The organism is Streptomyces olindensis (genome assembly GCF_040645895.1).
In the GTDB taxonomy this organism is placed as follows: Bacteria; Actinomycetota; Actinomycetes; order Streptomycetales; family Streptomycetaceae; genus Streptomyces; species Streptomyces olindensis.
Window position 1 is genome coordinate 26,880 of the sequence record NZ_JBEYZD010000032.1, and the last position, 14,946, is coordinate 41,825.

General features: G+C 73.5%; 12 protein-coding genes and 1 pseudogene. 8 read left to right on the top strand and 5 right to left on the bottom strand.

Annotated features, from left to right (window positions below; translation table 11 throughout):
- Positions 1-52: 52 nt before the first annotated feature.
- Positions 53-1,456, top strand: a complete 1,404-nt coding sequence (locus ABZ948_RS21375) for an FAD-dependent oxidoreductase (protein WP_359761775.1) — start codon at positions 53-55, stop codon at positions 1,454-1,456.
- A 54-nt stretch (positions 1,457-1,510) separates the two neighbouring features.
- Here ABZ948_RS21375 and ABZ948_RS21380 read toward each other — a convergent pair whose 3' ends face one another.
- Both ABZ948_RS21380 and ABZ948_RS21385 read right to left on the bottom strand, forming a co-directional pair.
- Positions 1,511-2,173: a response regulator gene (locus tag ABZ948_RS21380; RefSeq protein ID WP_359761777.1), complete on the bottom strand. Its 663-nt coding sequence runs from the start codon at positions 2,171-2,173 to the stop codon at positions 1,511-1,513.
- Complete coding sequence (locus ABZ948_RS21385) at positions 2,170-3,294, bottom strand: sensor histidine kinase (RefSeq protein WP_359761779.1); 1,125 nt, start codon at positions 3,292-3,294, stop codon at positions 2,170-2,172. The genes ABZ948_RS21380 and ABZ948_RS21385 overlap by 4 nt, the downstream gene beginning before the upstream one ends.
- A gap of 240 nt (positions 3,295-3,534) precedes the next feature.
- On the opposite strand from ABZ948_RS21385, the gene ABZ948_RS21390 reads away from it, so the two are divergent.
- On the top strand, positions 3,535-3,990 hold the full coding sequence (locus ABZ948_RS21390; RefSeq protein WP_359761781.1) for a DUF6223 family protein: 456 nt from the start codon (positions 3,535-3,537) through the stop codon (positions 3,988-3,990).
- A gap of 41 nt (positions 3,991-4,031) precedes the next feature.
- Here ABZ948_RS21390 and ABZ948_RS21395 read toward each other — a convergent pair whose 3' ends face one another.
- The 3 genes from ABZ948_RS21395 to ABZ948_RS21405 all read right to left on the bottom strand — a co-directional run bounded on the left by ABZ948_RS21395 (position 4,032) and on the right by ABZ948_RS21405 (position 6,643).
- Positions 4,032-4,772 (bottom strand): class I SAM-dependent methyltransferase, encoded by a 741-nt coding sequence (locus ABZ948_RS21395; protein WP_359761783.1) that lies wholly within the window; start codon positions 4,770-4,772, stop codon positions 4,032-4,034.
- Between the two features lie 84 nt (positions 4,773-4,856).
- Positions 4,857-5,426 carry a TetR/AcrR family transcriptional regulator gene (locus ABZ948_RS21400; protein WP_359761785.1) on the bottom strand — a complete coding sequence of 190 codons (570 nt, stop codon included), beginning with the start codon at positions 5,424-5,426 and terminating at the stop codon, positions 4,857-4,859.
- 95 nt (positions 5,427-5,521) lie between these two features.
- Positions 5,522-6,643 carry a 4Fe-4S binding protein gene (locus ABZ948_RS21405; protein WP_359761787.1) on the bottom strand — a complete coding sequence of 374 codons (1,122 nt, stop codon included), beginning with the start codon at positions 6,641-6,643 and terminating at the stop codon, positions 5,522-5,524.
- Positions 6,644-6,835: 192 nt separating this feature from the next.
- Here ABZ948_RS21405 and ABZ948_RS21410 point away from each other — a divergent pair, with 192 nt between their 5' ends.
- From ABZ948_RS21410 to ABZ948_RS21435, 6 genes and pseudogenes are all read left to right on the top strand, one after another.
- A complete protein-coding gene (locus ABZ948_RS21410) occupies positions 6,836-7,537 on the top strand; it encodes an SDR family oxidoreductase (RefSeq protein WP_359761789.1) in 702 nt (233 codons plus the stop codon).
- A 28-nt stretch (positions 7,538-7,565) separates the two neighbouring features.
- Positions 7,566-8,444, top strand: a complete 879-nt coding sequence (locus tag ABZ948_RS21415; RefSeq protein ID WP_359761791.1) for an alpha/beta fold hydrolase — start codon at positions 7,566-7,568, stop codon at positions 8,442-8,444.
- 282 nt (positions 8,445-8,726) lie between these two features.
- The gene (locus tag ABZ948_RS21420; RefSeq protein WP_359761793.1) at positions 8,727-10,790 is read left to right on the top strand and encodes a discoidin domain-containing protein; all 2,064 of its coding nucleotides are present in this window, start codon (positions 8,727-8,729) and stop codon (positions 10,788-10,790) included.
- A 113-nt stretch (positions 10,791-10,903) separates the two neighbouring features.
- Positions 10,904-11,725, top strand: a complete 822-nt coding sequence (locus ABZ948_RS21425; RefSeq protein ID WP_359761874.1) for an endonuclease/exonuclease/phosphatase family protein — start codon at positions 10,904-10,906, stop codon at positions 11,723-11,725.
- A gap of 199 nt (positions 11,726-11,924) precedes the next feature.
- The gene (gene bdeA, locus ABZ948_RS21430) at positions 11,925-12,878 is read left to right on the top strand and encodes a bis(hydroxyethyl) terephthalate hydrolase (RefSeq protein WP_435857550.1); all 954 of its coding nucleotides are present in this window, start codon (positions 11,925-11,927) and stop codon (positions 12,876-12,878) included.
- A gap of 727 nt (positions 12,879-13,605) precedes the next feature.
- Positions 13,606-14,931 (top strand): annotated as a pseudogene (locus tag ABZ948_RS21435) (LuxR C-terminal-related transcriptional regulator); the annotation flags it as partial.
- Positions 14,932-14,946: the final 15 nt, after the last annotated feature.

Consider the following 14,946-nt stretch of genomic DNA (forward strand, 5'->3'; position numbering starts at 1 on the left):
CATCCTGGCCGCAGGATGCATCGACAGATGTCGAAACAAGCGAGGAGCCGTCGTGAACGCGCCCGCCACCACCGAGCTGCCCGTCGTCGTGATCGGAGCCGGACCCACCGGTCTGGCCGCCGCCGCGCACCTCGCCGAGCGGGGCATCGAACCCCTGGTCGTGGAGGCCGGGCCGGCCGCCGGCACCGCGGTGCGCGAGTGGGCGCACGTCCGGCTCTTCTCGACGTGGGGCAAACTGACCGACCCGGCCGCCGAGAAACTCCTCGCGGCCACCGGCTGGACGCGGCCCGACCCGTCGGCCTACCCCTCCGGCGGCGACTGGGCCGAGCAGTACCTCCAGCCCCTGGCGGACGCCCTCGGCGAGCGCGTCCGCACCGGCGCCCGCGTCACCGGTGTCTCCCGCGCGGGACGGGACCGGATCGTCGACGCCGACCGCGACACACAACCCTTCGTCGTCCACGTCACCCACACCGACGGAGCCGAGGAGCGGATCCTCGCCCGCGCCGTCATCGACGCCTCCGGCACCTGGACCACCCCCGGCCCGGCCGGCGGCAGCGGCCTGCCCGCCCTCGGCGAGCACGCGGCCGCCGACCGCGTCGCCTACCGCGTCCCGGACCTCGACGACCCGGCGGTCCGCGCCCGCTACGCGGGCCGGCGCACCGCCGTGATCGGCTCGGGCGCCTCCGCCTTCACCGCCCTGGCCGGCCTCGCTGCCCTGGCCGAGGCCGACGACGGGGCCGGGACGAAGGCCGTGTGGATCCTGCGCCGCGGCATCTCCGGCGCCACCTTCGGCGGCGGCACCGCCGACCGGCTCCCCGCGCGCGGCGCCCTCGGCCTCGCGGCCAAGGCCGCCGTCGACAAGGGACACGCGGACGCGGTCACCGGCTTCCGGACCGGCGCCATCGAGCGCGACGGCGACGGGCGCCTGGTCCTGGCGGGCGAGGACGGCCGCCGCCTGGAGCCGGTGGACGAGGTGCTCGTGCTGACCGGCTTCCGTCCCGACCTGTCCTTCCTCTCCGAGATCCGCCTCGGCCTGGACGAGCGCCTCCAGGCGCCGCTGCGACTCGCCCCGCTGATCGACCCCAACCAGCACTCCTGCGGCACCGTCCGCCCCCACGGCCACCGCGAGCTCTCCCACCCCGAACAGGGCGTCTACCTGGTCGGCATGAAGTCCTACGGCCGCGCGCCCACGTTTCTGGCCCTGACCGGCTACGAGCAGGTCCGCTCCGTCGCCGCGGCGATCGCCGGCGACCTGGAGGCCGCCGACCGCGCCGAACTCACCCTCCCCGAAACGGGCGTGTGCGGCGGCACCGGCCTCTTCGACGCCCCGGAAGCCGGCCGGGCCGACGGTGGCGGCTGCTGCGCCCCGACGCCCCGGCTCGTGCCGCTCGGCGCACCGGCCGCCACGACGGCGCCTGCCGGGCAGGCACCGGCGGACGGCTGCTGCGGCTCCTGACAGTCCCTGAATCTCATGACAGCTGAGCTGCGGCAGGCACCCGTACCGTGACCGTCAGGAGCCCGGCGGGACCACCAGACCGGACTCGTAGGCGAACACCACGAGTTGGGCCCGGTCACGGGCGTGGAGTTTGACCATGGCCCGGTTGACGTGGGTCTTCGCCGTCATCGGGCTGATCACCATACGGGCCGCGATCTCGTCGTTGGACAGGCCCCGCGCCACCAGGGCGACGGCCTCGCGCTCACGGCCGGTCAGCTCGTCCAGTCCCTTCCCCCTCGTCGCGGGGAGCGGCTGGGCGACGTAGCGGTTGATGAGCTTGCGCGTGATGGACGGTGCCAGCAGGGCGTCGCCGCGCGCCGCGACGCGTACGGCGTGCAGGAAGTCCTCCGGCAGGATGTCCTTGACGAGGAACCCGGCGGCGCCGGCGCGCAGCGCGTCGAAGACGTACTCGTCCAGGCCGTAGTTGGTGAGGATCACGACGTGCACCCCGGCCAGGGCCGGGTCGGCGGCGATGCGCCGGGTCGTCTCGATGCCGTCGACGGCCGGCATGTGGATGTCGACGAGAGCCACGTCGGGCAGGTGCTTCCCCGCCAGCTCCAGACCTGCCTGCCCGTCGGCGGCCTCGGCCACCACCTCGATGTCGTCCTCGAGGTCGAGGAGCGCGCGGAATCCGCTGCGGATGAGCGGCTGGTCGTCGACCAGCAGGACCCGGATCATGACGTGTGCTCCACGGGGAGTTCGGCCTGGACGGTGAAGCCGCCTCCGCCGCGTGGTTCGGCGCGCAGCCGGCCGCCGAGGGCGGTGACGCGTTCGCGCATGCCGAGCAGCCCGAGACCGGGCGGCGGGGCGGTGTCCGGGGTCGCCCTGCCGTCGTCGTCGACGCGGAGGGCGAGCCAGTCCGGACGGCAGTCGATGCGCACCGACGCCGTGCTCGCGTCCGCGTGCCGGGCGATGTTGGTGAGCGACTCCTGGACGATCCGGTAGACGGTCCGGCCCACCGCGGCCGGCACGTCCTGCCCCGGCCCCTCGATCGTCAGCGTCGCGTCCAGGCCGACGGCGCGGGCGCGTGCCACCAGTTCCGGGACGTCGTCGAGGCCGCGCGGCGGGGCCGTGTCGTCGTCGCGCAGGGCCTGGAGCGTCGCACGCAGCTCACGGGCCGCCTCACGCCCGGCCTCCTGGATCGCCAGCAGGGCGTCCGGCACCTCCTCGCCGCGTCGGCGCGCCACGTGCACGGCGACCTCCGCCTGCACCTTGATGACGGAGATCTGGTGGGTGAGCGAGTCGTGCAACTCCCGGGCGATGCGCAGCCGTTCGTCGTCGGCGCGGCGGCGGGCGGTCTCCTCCCGGGTGCGCTCGGCCTCGTCCGCCCGCCGCTCGGCCTGCCGCAGCGCCTCACCCGCGGCTCCGGCCGCGATCAGCCAGGCGATCTCCAGGGCGCCCCGGGCCCGCGCGAACGCCTCGCCCGTGTCGTGCAGACCCGAGACCAGGGCCGCGACGGGAAGCAGCCCCAGCACGGCCACACTCGCCGCCACCGTGACGATCCGGTGCCCCGCCCGCACGGCCGCGTACACCGCGAACAGGTACGCGACGGCGGGCACGTCGAAACCGGCCGCCTGGTACCCCACCGCGCACAGCCCGGTGACGGCCAGGACGGCGACCGGAGCCCGGCGCCGCACGGCCAGCGCCAGCCCGCCCGCGGCCAGCAGCGCGTAGCCGAGCACATCGAGGCTCGCGGCGGAACGCTGCCCCGGCCCGGTCACCAGCAGCGCCGCCGCAACGCCGCCGGCGATGCCCCAGTCCGTGACACGGGCCCGGATCCCGCTCCCCCCAGCACTCATGACGCGCACCCTAACCGGCCGCCGCCACGGGCGAGTCCGTCTCGCGGGCGACGGCCGGCTACCGCGCACGCGGTACCCGCGGGCCTCCTGCGGCGCTCGCGGCAGCCGGATGCGGCACCGGCGGCAGTGCGAAGTGTCCGCGTCCGCCGGACGACCGGGCGCGGGTCCGCCGGACATGCTCGGACCGCACCCACTCGCAGGGAGAGCGGACCCACTCGCAGGAAGAGAAGGAGCACCAGGATGTCTGTTCGTCGCTTGCTCACCGCCACGGCCACCGCCACCGTCGCCGCCCTGTTCGCCGCCATCGCGCTCGCCGCGCCGGCGACCGCGCAGTCCTCGGACCGGCCTGTCGCGGCCGACGTCTACGACTTCGGCGTCGGGCGCCTGGGGGCAAGTACGGGCGCCCTGCTGGGGCTGGCCGGTGTGGCCCTCGCCTGGCTGGCACTGGCACGCCCGGCCGGTCGTCTCGGCACGGCCCGGGGACCCCTCGGCGCCAGGCTCGCCCTGGTGGCGGGGCTGACCAGCACGCTCCTCGGAGGCCTGGTCGCGGCCACCGCCGACGGCGGCCTCGGCACCGGCAACGGACTCGGCGGGGCGTACGTGGCCCTCCTGGTGGGGCTGATCGCCATGGCCCTCGGCGGACTGGCCCTGACACGCTCCCGCCGCCCGGCCGACCACGCCGGGCCGGGGCGCTGACCGACGGCCCCGCCGGCCCGGCCCCGGGCCGGCGACGAGTCCTACAGGTCGGCCACGAGCAGCCGGTAGCCGACGTCGAGGGCCTCGCGGTCGAGCAGGTCGGCATGGCGGTGGTGCCACCGGCCGGACGACAGGTCGTCGGACAGCCGGGCCAGGCCCGGCCGGACGAGGTCGTCGTCGGCCTGGGCGAACAGCGAGATACCCGCCCGGACTTGAGCATCGAGGTACGCCTCGGGGCGGCGCCAGAAGGCGGCCAGGAATCCGTCCGTGCAGTCGTGCGGAACGGGCACGGTCTCGAGGCGTGCGCCTCCCAGCAGCGTGACCAGGCGGTCGACCGCGACCGCTCGCGTGTCGTCGAACGCTGCCGCCTCGGGCAGGTACTCGTCCAGCAACCAGAACCTGCGGCAGATGTCGGGGTCGAAGGTGAAGAGGACGATCCGCTGCCGGGCGATGCGGCGGAGTTCCGCGATACCGGCTTCCAGGTCGCTCCAGTGGTGCACGGTCAGGAGGGCCATCACCGCATCGGCCGAGTCGTCGGCGAGGGGGATCGCCTCCGCGGAGGCTTCCAGGGCCGGTGCGGATCCGGCCGGGCGCTGGGCGATCATCACCGCGCTGGGGTCGACGGCCAGTACCGTGTGCGGCGGTTCGTAGGAGCCGGTGCCGGCCCCCACGTTGATCACGCTGGCGGCATCGCCGAGGGCCTCATGAATCCTGGCGGCGATGCGGGCGTCGGGCCGCCGGGTGCGGGCGTAGGTCGCGCCGATGCTGTTGTAGGTCGCCACGACAGTCAGTATGCCCAGCCCGCCGACGCCGGCGTCGGCCCGAAGCCGTCGACCGACGTCGGAACACCTTCGCGGAGCGACGCGTCAGCGCACCCCTGCCGCGTCCAGCAGTGTGGCGACCGTGGGTGCGATGAGCCCGGTCAGGTGGTCGGCCTGGATCCCCGCGCGGGCGCTGGCGCCGTCGAAGACCAGGCTGAGCTGCCGGGCCAGCAGCTCGGGATCGCCCGCCCCGCCCCGCTCGCCCTCGGTGCGGAAGAAGCCCGTCAGGTTCGCCTTGATCTGGTGGGCGACCCGGCTCGCGGGGTGACTCTGATCCTTGAGTTCGATCTGCACGGCCAGGTACCGGCAGCCCCGGAACTCGGGCGCCCCCGCCTGCGCTTCCACCTGCTCGAAGACGTGCAGGATCCGCTCGCGGGGCGACCGGCCGTCGTCCGCCGCGGGCAGGAGGGTGGCCACGTAGGCGGCGGCACGCTCCCTCAGACTCGCCGCCAGGAGTTCGTCCTTGCTCTCGAACAGCTGGTACATGGAACGCTTCGACACCCCCGCCGCCTTGCACAGCGCCTCGACGCCGATGCCGACGCCGTCGCGGTACGTGAGCGTCGCCGCCGCCTCCAGCAGTCGCTCCCTCGGGCCTGGCTTCACTTCGGTGGTCATACCGCGAGGTTAACCCGGAGCGGACGAAATGAAAACCGATCGGTTTCCAGGGGGTCGTCGCGCATGACCTGCCCTTACGCCGGCGCGGCGGTCTCCTAGGGCGAGTCGGTGGACGCGGAGCGCTTCGCCGGAGGGTGCCAGCCGCCGGTGACCTCCTTGACGGGCTTGTGGGGGAAGCGTCGCCGGGCGTACTCCTGCGCGTGGGAGCCCGGCAGGACGTACAGGGTCTCCTTCTTGTCCCGGAGCGGGCGCAGCACGGTGTCCATGAACGTCTTGCGGTCGTCCAGGTACGGCCCCAGCACGTCCTCACCGGCGGGGCAGACGGCCAGGCAGTAACCGGACTTGTAGCCGGGCGGCGAGCTCAGGCTCTGCCACAGGGAGGCGCTCTCGGAGTCGGTGACGCGGGAGCGGTAGTCGGCCGCGTCCTCGCTGTCGGCCACGGTCTGCGCCCAGTCGGTGAACCCGCTCATGAACTCGCGGTAGTTGTGCGTGGTGCAGGCCAGCGCGTCGAAGGCGCCGTCCTTGGCGATGGCGCCGACCGGGCAGGCGGCGACGCACAGCTTGCAGTCGATGCAGGGGTTGTAGTCCAGCGGCTGCCCGTACTCGCTCACCTCGGCGTCCACCAGCACGGTCACGAGCAGGACGAAGCTGCCGAACCTCGGGTGGATGACGTTGCGGTGCAGGCCCATGACGCCGAGCCCCGCGGCCACCGCGACCGTCTTGTGCGCCACCACCCAGATCCGCTCGCCGGGGAAGCGGTCCATCTCCTGGGGGAAGCCGACGGAGGGATTGAGCGCACGGTAACCGGCGTCCTGGAGGGCCTGGGTGACGGTGCGTGCGGCGTGGTTGGCCTGCTCGTCGGTCTGGTGGAACTCCTGGTTCGCCACGCTGCGGGCGGGGGAGCGGCAGTTGTCGCGGTTCATCCTGACCGCCATCGCGATCAGGGTGCGGGTGCCGGGCAGTGCGGACTGCGCGTACTCGCGCTCGCCGGCCAGGTCGGGATGGTCCAGGCTGACCGCGGCCGCGTCGTCCGCGCCCGCCGCCAGGCACAGTTCGCGCAGCCAGGCCGCGTCGATCACCGGCGGAGGGCTGGTGACGTCACCCGCCGCGCGCCGGGCGAGCACGGCCCGCACGGACGGGTGTGCGGCCAGCTTCGCCGGAAGCCTGGGAGGCCTGGGAGTGGCCGACTGCCCCTCGGCGTCGCGCGCGGTCGTCATCCGGTGCTCCTCGTGAGTCTGGTTCTGGTGGCAGGACTCGCCCCACGGCGAGAAACCGATCGGTTTCCTGGCAGCGTAAACCGATCGGTTTCCACGTGCAAGGCCGGTGCCCCGGCGAGAGCTTGCGCATGGAAACCGATCGGTTTACCGTGGTGAAAACCGATCGGTTTCTCACGCTCCCCGGGAGAGTTCATGACCGCTTTGAAGGGCGCCAACGTCTTCGTCACCGGCGGCAGCCGCGGCATAGGAAAGGCCCTGGTGGAGGAGCTGTACGCGCGCGGCGCCGGCAAGGTCTACGCCACGGCCCGCGACCCGCGCGGCGTGACGCATCCGGACGCGGTCCCGGTGGCCCTGGAAGTCACCGACCCGGCGTCCGTGGCGGCGGCCGCCGCGCAGGCGCAAGACGTCACCGTGCTGATCAACAACGCCGGTGCCTCGGTCGGCGCGACCTTCCTCGACTCCCCGGTCGACGACGTCCGCCGGGAGTTCGAGACCAACTTCTACGGCCCGCTCCTGGTCACCCGGGCCTTCGTGCCGGTCATCGAGCGCAACGGCGGCGGCCACCTCCTCAACGTGCACTCCGTGCTCTCCTGGCTCGCCCTCGGCGGCTCCTACAGCGCCTCCAAGGCCGCCCTGTGGTCGCAGACCAACTCCCTGCGCCTGGAACTCCAGCCGCGCGGCATCGCCGTCACCGGACTGCACGTCGGCTACGTCGACACGGACCTGGCGGCGGACGTCGACGCGCCCAAGTCCGACCCCCGTGACGTCGCCGCCCTCGCCCTCGACGGCATCGAGACGGGTGCGTACGAGGTGCTCGCCGACGACGTCTCACGGCAGGTCAAGGCGGGCCTGGCCGGCGACCTGGCCGACCTCTACGCCGCGCTGGCCAAGTAACCCCCTTCACACACAAGGAGTCGGCGAGATGCCCGACCGCGCCTCACGTCCCACGATCCACATTCCGGGGACCAGCAGCCACACCCTCGGTCCGCGCACGGGACTCGAAGGCCGCGAGGGGACCCTGCGGTACCTCAAGGCGGGCACCGGCGCCCCCCTGGTCCTGCTGCACACCGTGCGCACCCAGGCCGAGCACTTCCGCCACCTCATCCCCCTGATCGCGGACCACTGCACCGTGTACGCCCTCGACCTGCCGGGGATGGGCTACTCCGAGATCGTGCCCGGGGCGTCGTACGACGAGCCGGCCATGCGCGCGGGCGTCGAGCGGCTCCTGACCGCACTCGATCTCCACGACGTGACGTTGGCGGGGGAGTCCATGGGGGCGGTGCTCGCCCTGACCGCCGCCGCGGATCTCCCGGAGCGTGTCCGGCGCGTCGTGGCGGTCAACGCCTACGACTTCCGCGGCGGGATCGCCCGGTCCTCTCTCCTCGCCCGCGTGGTGGTCGGCGGTGTCCTCGCCCCGGGGGTGGGCCCGGTGATCGCCGGGGTGGAGCCCAGGCCCGCCCTCCGCAGGATCCTCCAGGGTGGCCTCGGCGACAGGAGCGCGCTGCGGGAGGACTACGTGGACGAGCTCCTCCGGGTGGGCCGCCACCCCGGCTACCCGACCGTCGCCCGCGCCGTGTACCGGAACCTGCCCGGCCTCATCGCCGCCCGCTCGCGCTACCCCGAGGTCAAGGCCCCCGTCCACCTCGTCTACGGCGAGAGGGACTGGTCCCGCCCCTCGGACCGGCGAGCCAACAGGGAACTGCTGCCGGCCGCCGACGTCACGCAGATCCCCGAGGCCGGTCACTTCATCGCCCTGGAACGGCCCGACGTGCTGGCCGACCTGCTGAACGCGGCGGCATGACCATCGGGACGGCGGGGTGGTGGCTCGTGCCCCACCGCTGACCGGCCGACGCACCGCCGTCCGCGGCGTCGTCGCCGTCGTCCGCACCGCCGCCCGCACCGCCGTCGTCCGCATCGCCGTCCGCGCGGGGGTGCGAATCGATTACCTGTCAGTAGCTCGTCGTCTCCGACGTCTTGACTCGTCAAGCGGCACGGGTGATCCTCGTCGCACCTTGGGCGAGGTCATGACAACCGGCAACTCCGGCTGCGGACCGCGCCTCCCGCTGACCGAGGGACGTGGGCCGTGACGAGTGCCGAACGCCGCAACCACAGGCGCAAGAACGTCACGGTGGTGTCGCTCCTGCTGCTCGTGCTGGCCGTCGTACTGGGCCCCACACCGAGTTCGGCGGCCGGCACGGACTGGTGGAACCCCACCGCGCGGCCCGCGCCCGACTCGCGGATCAACGTCACCGGCGAGCCCTTCACCGGCACGGACGCCGGGGGAGAGGTGCGCGGCTTCGTCGACGCGCACGACCACATCTTCTCCAACGAGGCCTTCGGCGGACGCCTGATCTGCGGGAAGCCGTTCTCCGAGCAGGGCGTCGCCGACGCGCTCAAGGACTGCCCCGAGCACTACCCGGACGGCTCGCTCGCGATCTTCGACTTCATCACCAACGGCGGGGACGGCAAGCACGACCCGGTCGGCTGGCCCACCTTCAAGGACTGGCCCGCCCACGACTCGCTGACCCACCAGCAGAACTACTACGCATGGGTGGAGCGGGCCTGGCGCGGCGGCCAGCGGGTGCTGGTCAACGACCTCGTCACCAACGGCGTGATCTGCTCGGTGTACTTCTTCAAGGACCGCGGCTGCGACGAGATGACGTCCATCCGCCTCCAGGCCAAGCTGACCTACGACATGCAGGCCTACATCGACAAGATCTACGGCGGGCCCGGCAAGGGTTTCTTCAGGATCGTCACCGACAGCGCACAGGCCCGTGAGGTCATCGAGCAGGGCAAGCTGGCGGTCGTCCTGGGCGTCGAGACCTCCGAGCCGTTCGGCTGCAAGCAGATCCTCGACATCGCGCAGTGCAGCAGGGCCGACATCGACAAGGGCCTGGACGAGCTGCACGCGCTGGGCGTGCGCAGCATGTTCCTGTGCCACAAGTTCGACAACGCGCTGTGCGGCGTCCGCTTCGACTCCGGCACGCTCGGAACGGCCATCAACGTCGGCCAGTTCCTGTCGACTGGCACCTTCTGGAAGACGGAGAAGTGCACCGGCCCCCAGGCCGACAACCCCATCGGCGACGCGACGGCGACCGAGGCCGAGGCGAAGCTCCCGGCGGGCGTCGAAGTCCCCTCCTACGGCGCGGACGCCCGGTGCAACGTCCGCGGGCTGACCGAACTCGGCGAGTACGCCGTGCGCGGCATGATGCAGCGCGGCATGATGCTGGAGATCGACCACATGAGCGTCAAGGCCACCGGCCGGGTGCTCGACCTCTTCGAGAGCGCCTCCTACCCCGGTGTGCTCTCCTCGCACAGCTGGATGGACGCCGAGTGGACCGAACGGGTCTACGGCCTGGGCGGTTTCATCGCCCAGTACATGCACGGCTCCGAGGACTTCGTCGCGGAGGCCAGGCGCACCAAAGCCCTGCGCGACAAGTACGGCGTGGGCTACGGCTACGGCACCGACATGAACGGCGTCGGCGGCTGGCCCGCCCCGCGCGGAGCCGACGCCCCGAACAAGGTCGTCTACCCCTTCAAGAGCGCCGACGGCGGCTCAATCATCGACCGGCAGACCACCGGCGAGCGCACCTGGGACCTGAACACCGACGGCGCCGCCCACTACGGCCTCGTCCCCGACTGGATCGAGGACATCCGCCGCGTCGGCGGCCAGGACGTGGTGAACGACCTCCTGCGCGGCGCCGAGTCCTACCTCGACACCTGGAAGGCCTCCGAGACCCACCAGGCCCGGACCGACCTCGCCGCGGGTTCCACCCCGTCGGCCAGCTCCTCCGAGTGGAGCCTGTTCACCGACCACTCACCGCGCAGGGCCGTCGACGGCGACAGCCGGACCCGGTGGGCGAGCGACTGGAGCGACGACCAGTGGTACCGGCTCGACCTCGGATCCACGCGGTCCGTCGGGCGGGTCACCCTCGACTGGGAGCGCGCGTACGCGAAGTCGTACCGGATCGAACTGTCCACCGACGGCGACAACTGGCGCACCGTCTGGTCCACTTCAGCGGGCGACGGCGGCCTGGACACCGCGCGCTTCACCGCCACACCGGCCCGATACGTACGCGTCCAGGGCCTCGAACGCGCCACCGACTGGGGCTACTCCCTCCGCGAGGTCGGCGTCCACGGCGGCTGACACCCTGACCGCCGAGTACCGCACCGCCCCCCAACCCCGTCACATAACCTCGTCAGGGAACATCGGACGCCACGGGCGTCCACCTCGAGGAGGCGACGGTGCTCAGAAGCGGTATGCGGTTGCTCGCGGGTGTCATGACCGTGATCTGCGTGATGCTCGTCGGCCCCAGTGCGCCGAGCGGCGCGGTCTCCGCCGGCTCCGTGCCCGTCGAGCCCGTCCGGGACGTCGTGCCGAACCGGGTCATGACGTGGAACATCTGCAACCCCTGCGAGACGAGCAACGTCGACCGGGCGGCGAAGATCGCCGCGTACGCTCCCCAGGTCATCGGCCTGCAGGAGGCGTGTGTCCGGGATGTCGAGCTGATCCGGGACTACTTGGAGAACCTCCACGGGCTCGTGTACCACGTCGAGTACGGGACGGTGCTGCGGAACTGGGGCCGCTGCGGGGGAGCGCCGTGGAGCCCGGGGGCCTTCGGCCAGGCGGTCCTCTCGGCGGCACCGATGACGGACGTCGTCCGAGTGGAGTATCCCGACGGCGGATCCGAGGACCGCGGGTACGTGGCGGTCACCACCACCGTGGGCGGCCGGTCGGTCCGCGTCTTCAACACCCACCTCGCGCAACGACGTCAGGAGGCGGTCCGGGCAGGCCAGATCCGCGTACTCGCGGCAGAGGCAGCCCGGCACGACCGCGCGATCCTCCTCGGCGACTTCAACGCCGTGCCGGACGCCCCCGAACTCGCCCCGATGTGGGCCCTGGCCACGGATACGGACCCCCAGTGCGGTCCTTCGCCCACCGGCACCTGCCAGCCGACCACCGACTGGCAGAGCAAGTTCGACTACGTCTTCCTGCGTGGCATCACCCCACTCGGTCACCGCGTGCTCCCGACCCCGGCCTCGGACCACCACGTGCTGCACACCGACCTCGACCTCGGCTGAGCACCGGTACCGGACCGGCGCCGTCTCCGCGTCCGCCGCACGAGACCGGTGACATTGCCGGTCCCTGCGAGGTGTCCGCTCCCTGACAGTGGCACGGCCAGCCCAACGGCGGTGCCCACCGCGGGCACGCGGCAGGACGCCCCAGGTCCCCCCGTGCCCGCGGAACGGCCGCCCGCCACGACAGAGAGGACGACTCGTCGTGCAACTCCACCCCCACACCGGCGCACACACCCGCGCCCGCCGCTCCCTCGAAGAGCGGACCGGACGCCGGAACGGACGCCGGACCGGGCGACTGGCCGGCGCCGCCGCGGCCCTCGCCGTGCTCGTCGGCCTGGGCCCGCTGTCCGGCCCGGGAGCCCACGCCGCCGACAACCCCTACGAGCGCGGCCCCGCCCCCACCACCTCCAGCATCGAGGCGAGCCGCGGCCCGTACGCCGTCTCGCAGACGTCCGTGTCCTCGCTCGCCGTCACCGGATTCGGCGGCGGCACCATCTACTACCCGACGAGCACCAGCGACGGCACCTTCGGCGCGGTGGCCGTCTCGCCCGGTTACACCGCCTACGAGTCGTCCATCGCCTGGCTCGGGCCGCGTCTGGCCTCCCAGGGCTTCGTGGTCTTCACCATCGACACGCTCACCACCCTCGACCAGCCCGACTCGCGCGGTCGCCAGCTGCTGGCCGCCCTGGACTACCTCACCGAGCGCAGCTCCGTCCGCGGCCGCGTCGACGCCTCCCGCCTCGGTGTCATGGGCCACTCGATGGGCGGCGGCGGCAGCCTGGAGGCCGCCAAGGCGCGCCCCGCCCTCCAGGCGGCGATCCCGCTGACGCCGTGGAACCTCGACAAGACCTGGCCCGAGCTCACCACGCCGACCCTGATCGTCGGAGCCGACGGCGACACCATCGCCCCGGTCTCCTCCCACGCCGAGCCCTTCTACTCCAGCCTGTCCTCCTCGCTCGACCGGGCCTACCTGGAGCTGAACTCGGCGACCCACTTCACGCCCAACTCGTCGAACACGACGATCGCGAAGTACAGCATTTCCTGGCTCAAGCGGTTCATCGACAACGACACCCGCTACGAGCAGTTCCTGTGCCCGCTGCCCCGGCCGGGCCTGACCATCGAGGAGTACCGGGGCAACTGCCCCCACGGCTCCTGACGTTCCGCACCCCCGCACCCTCGCGCCGCGGAGCCGCGGCGGCGAGGGGAACCGGCGGCGGACGCGTGCGACCCGCGCCCGCCGCCGGTGCCGTGCCGGGCAGTGCGGTGCAGTGCGGTGTCTGTGCCGTGCCGGGGCACAGCGGACACGGCCGACCGCTGGGCCCCGGCACACGACGTCCACCGGCCCCGCTCCTCCAACGCGCAGGTGGCGCCACGGGTCCGCGCACCGGCACCTGCGGACGCCGGCCTTCCGGACTTCCTTACGCGCAAGTAACCTCCCTCGGGTGACCGGAGACAGAAGCAGGGCGCGGACGGCTCCCCACGCACAGAGCCGGACCGGACGGAACACCGCCCGGTCGGCCACCGAGAACCGCGGCCACGGGGAACTCGCGCGGGGCATACGGCAGTTGTACGACGGGCCGGTGGGCGACGCGCACGAGACCCTGCTGCTCGCGGCGTCCCTGCTGGCCCCCGACGCCCCGGACTCGGCCGAGACCGCACACCTCCGCGCGGTGGACGCGGCCTGGGCGACGGGCGACGTCACGGCGTGTCTCACCACCCTCGACGGCGGCGACACGGACCCCACGGTGTGGACAGCCGGCCCGGCCTCCACCCCAGCCAAGTCCGTCGCCGGCGAGGACAGCGCCCCGACGACGGTACGAGCGGCCGACAGCCCGCCACTGCCCGACACACCTGCCCCCGCCCCGACCGAGGTCTGCGCCGACGCCCCGACCGAGGTCTTCGCCGACGAGGCCAACGTCCCGGAGGTGACACGTGCCGCCGGCAGTCCGCCACCGCCCGGCGTCACCGGTGCCGTCACGGCGAGCGGGCCGGGGACCGAGTGGGCCCGCGACCCATTCGTCCGCGACTACCGCGACGGCATGCGGGCCCTGCTCGCCCGGCGGCCCGAGCACGCCGCCGGGCCCCTGCGGCGTGTGCTGGACCGGGCGCGCTCCGACGGCCGGCCGGAGCGGCTGCTGCGCGCCGCGGCGGCGGCCCTGCTGCTCGGAGACGTCCACGCGGCCCGCGCCGCCGGGGCCCGCGCCCTCGCGGCCGCACGTCCCACGGAGTGCGCCGCTTCCGAGGCCCGGGCCCTGGAGTACCTGGCCTACGCCGAACTGCGGGCCGGCCGCCACGCGCAGGCACGCGCCCACGCGGAGGAGGGCGTTCGGGTGGCGCTGGCGGCCGGCCACCGCAACACCGCGGCGAGCCACCACGCCATGCTCGCCCTGGCCGCCTCGATCGAGGGGGACACCGCCGCCGTCGCCGGTCATGCCCAGGCCGCCCTGCGCACCGCCCGCCGCCACGGCCTGGCCCAGGCCGCGACCCTGGCCGAGTGGGCCACCGCCCGCGCCGACCTGGCCCGCGGCCGCCCCCTGGACGCCGCCGACCGGCTCGCCCCCCTCGTCGGCCCCGGCCCCCGGCGCGGTCACTTCGCCGTGTGGATGCTCGCCGTGCCCTGCTTCGTGGAGGCCGCCGTACTCGCCGGCCGGCCGGAGGACGCCCGGGGCGTCGTCGGCGACCTCGCCCGGTGGGCGGCGTTCGGCGCCGACCCGCACGCGCCCGCCCAGCTCGCCCGCTGCCGTGCCCTGCTGGCCGCGGAGGACGGCGAAGCCGACGGCCTCTACCTGCGGGCCCTGGCCCTGCACGACGAGTCGGGCGGCGACTTCGAGCGCGCCCGCACGGAGCTCCTGTACGGCAGGTGGCTGCGGCGCCGCCGCCGGCTCCGCGAGGCCCGCGCCCGGCTCGGCGCCGCCCTGGTCGCCTTCGAACGCTGTGGCGCCGGCGCCTGGGCCGACCAGACACGCGGCGAGCTGCGTGCCAACGGGGCCGCGTCCGGGAAGGAGCCCACCGCCGGACTGTCGCGTCTGACACCGCAGCAACTGCGGATCGCCCGCCACGTCGCCGAGGGCGCCACCAACAGGGAGGTGGCCCAGCGGCTCGCCGTCAGCACCCGCACGGTCGACTACCACCTGCGCAACGTCTTCGCCGCTCTCGGCGTGCGCTCCCGCGTCGAACTGGCCCGCCTGGTCGACCAGGAAAGCCGCTGAATCACCGCCCGCGCC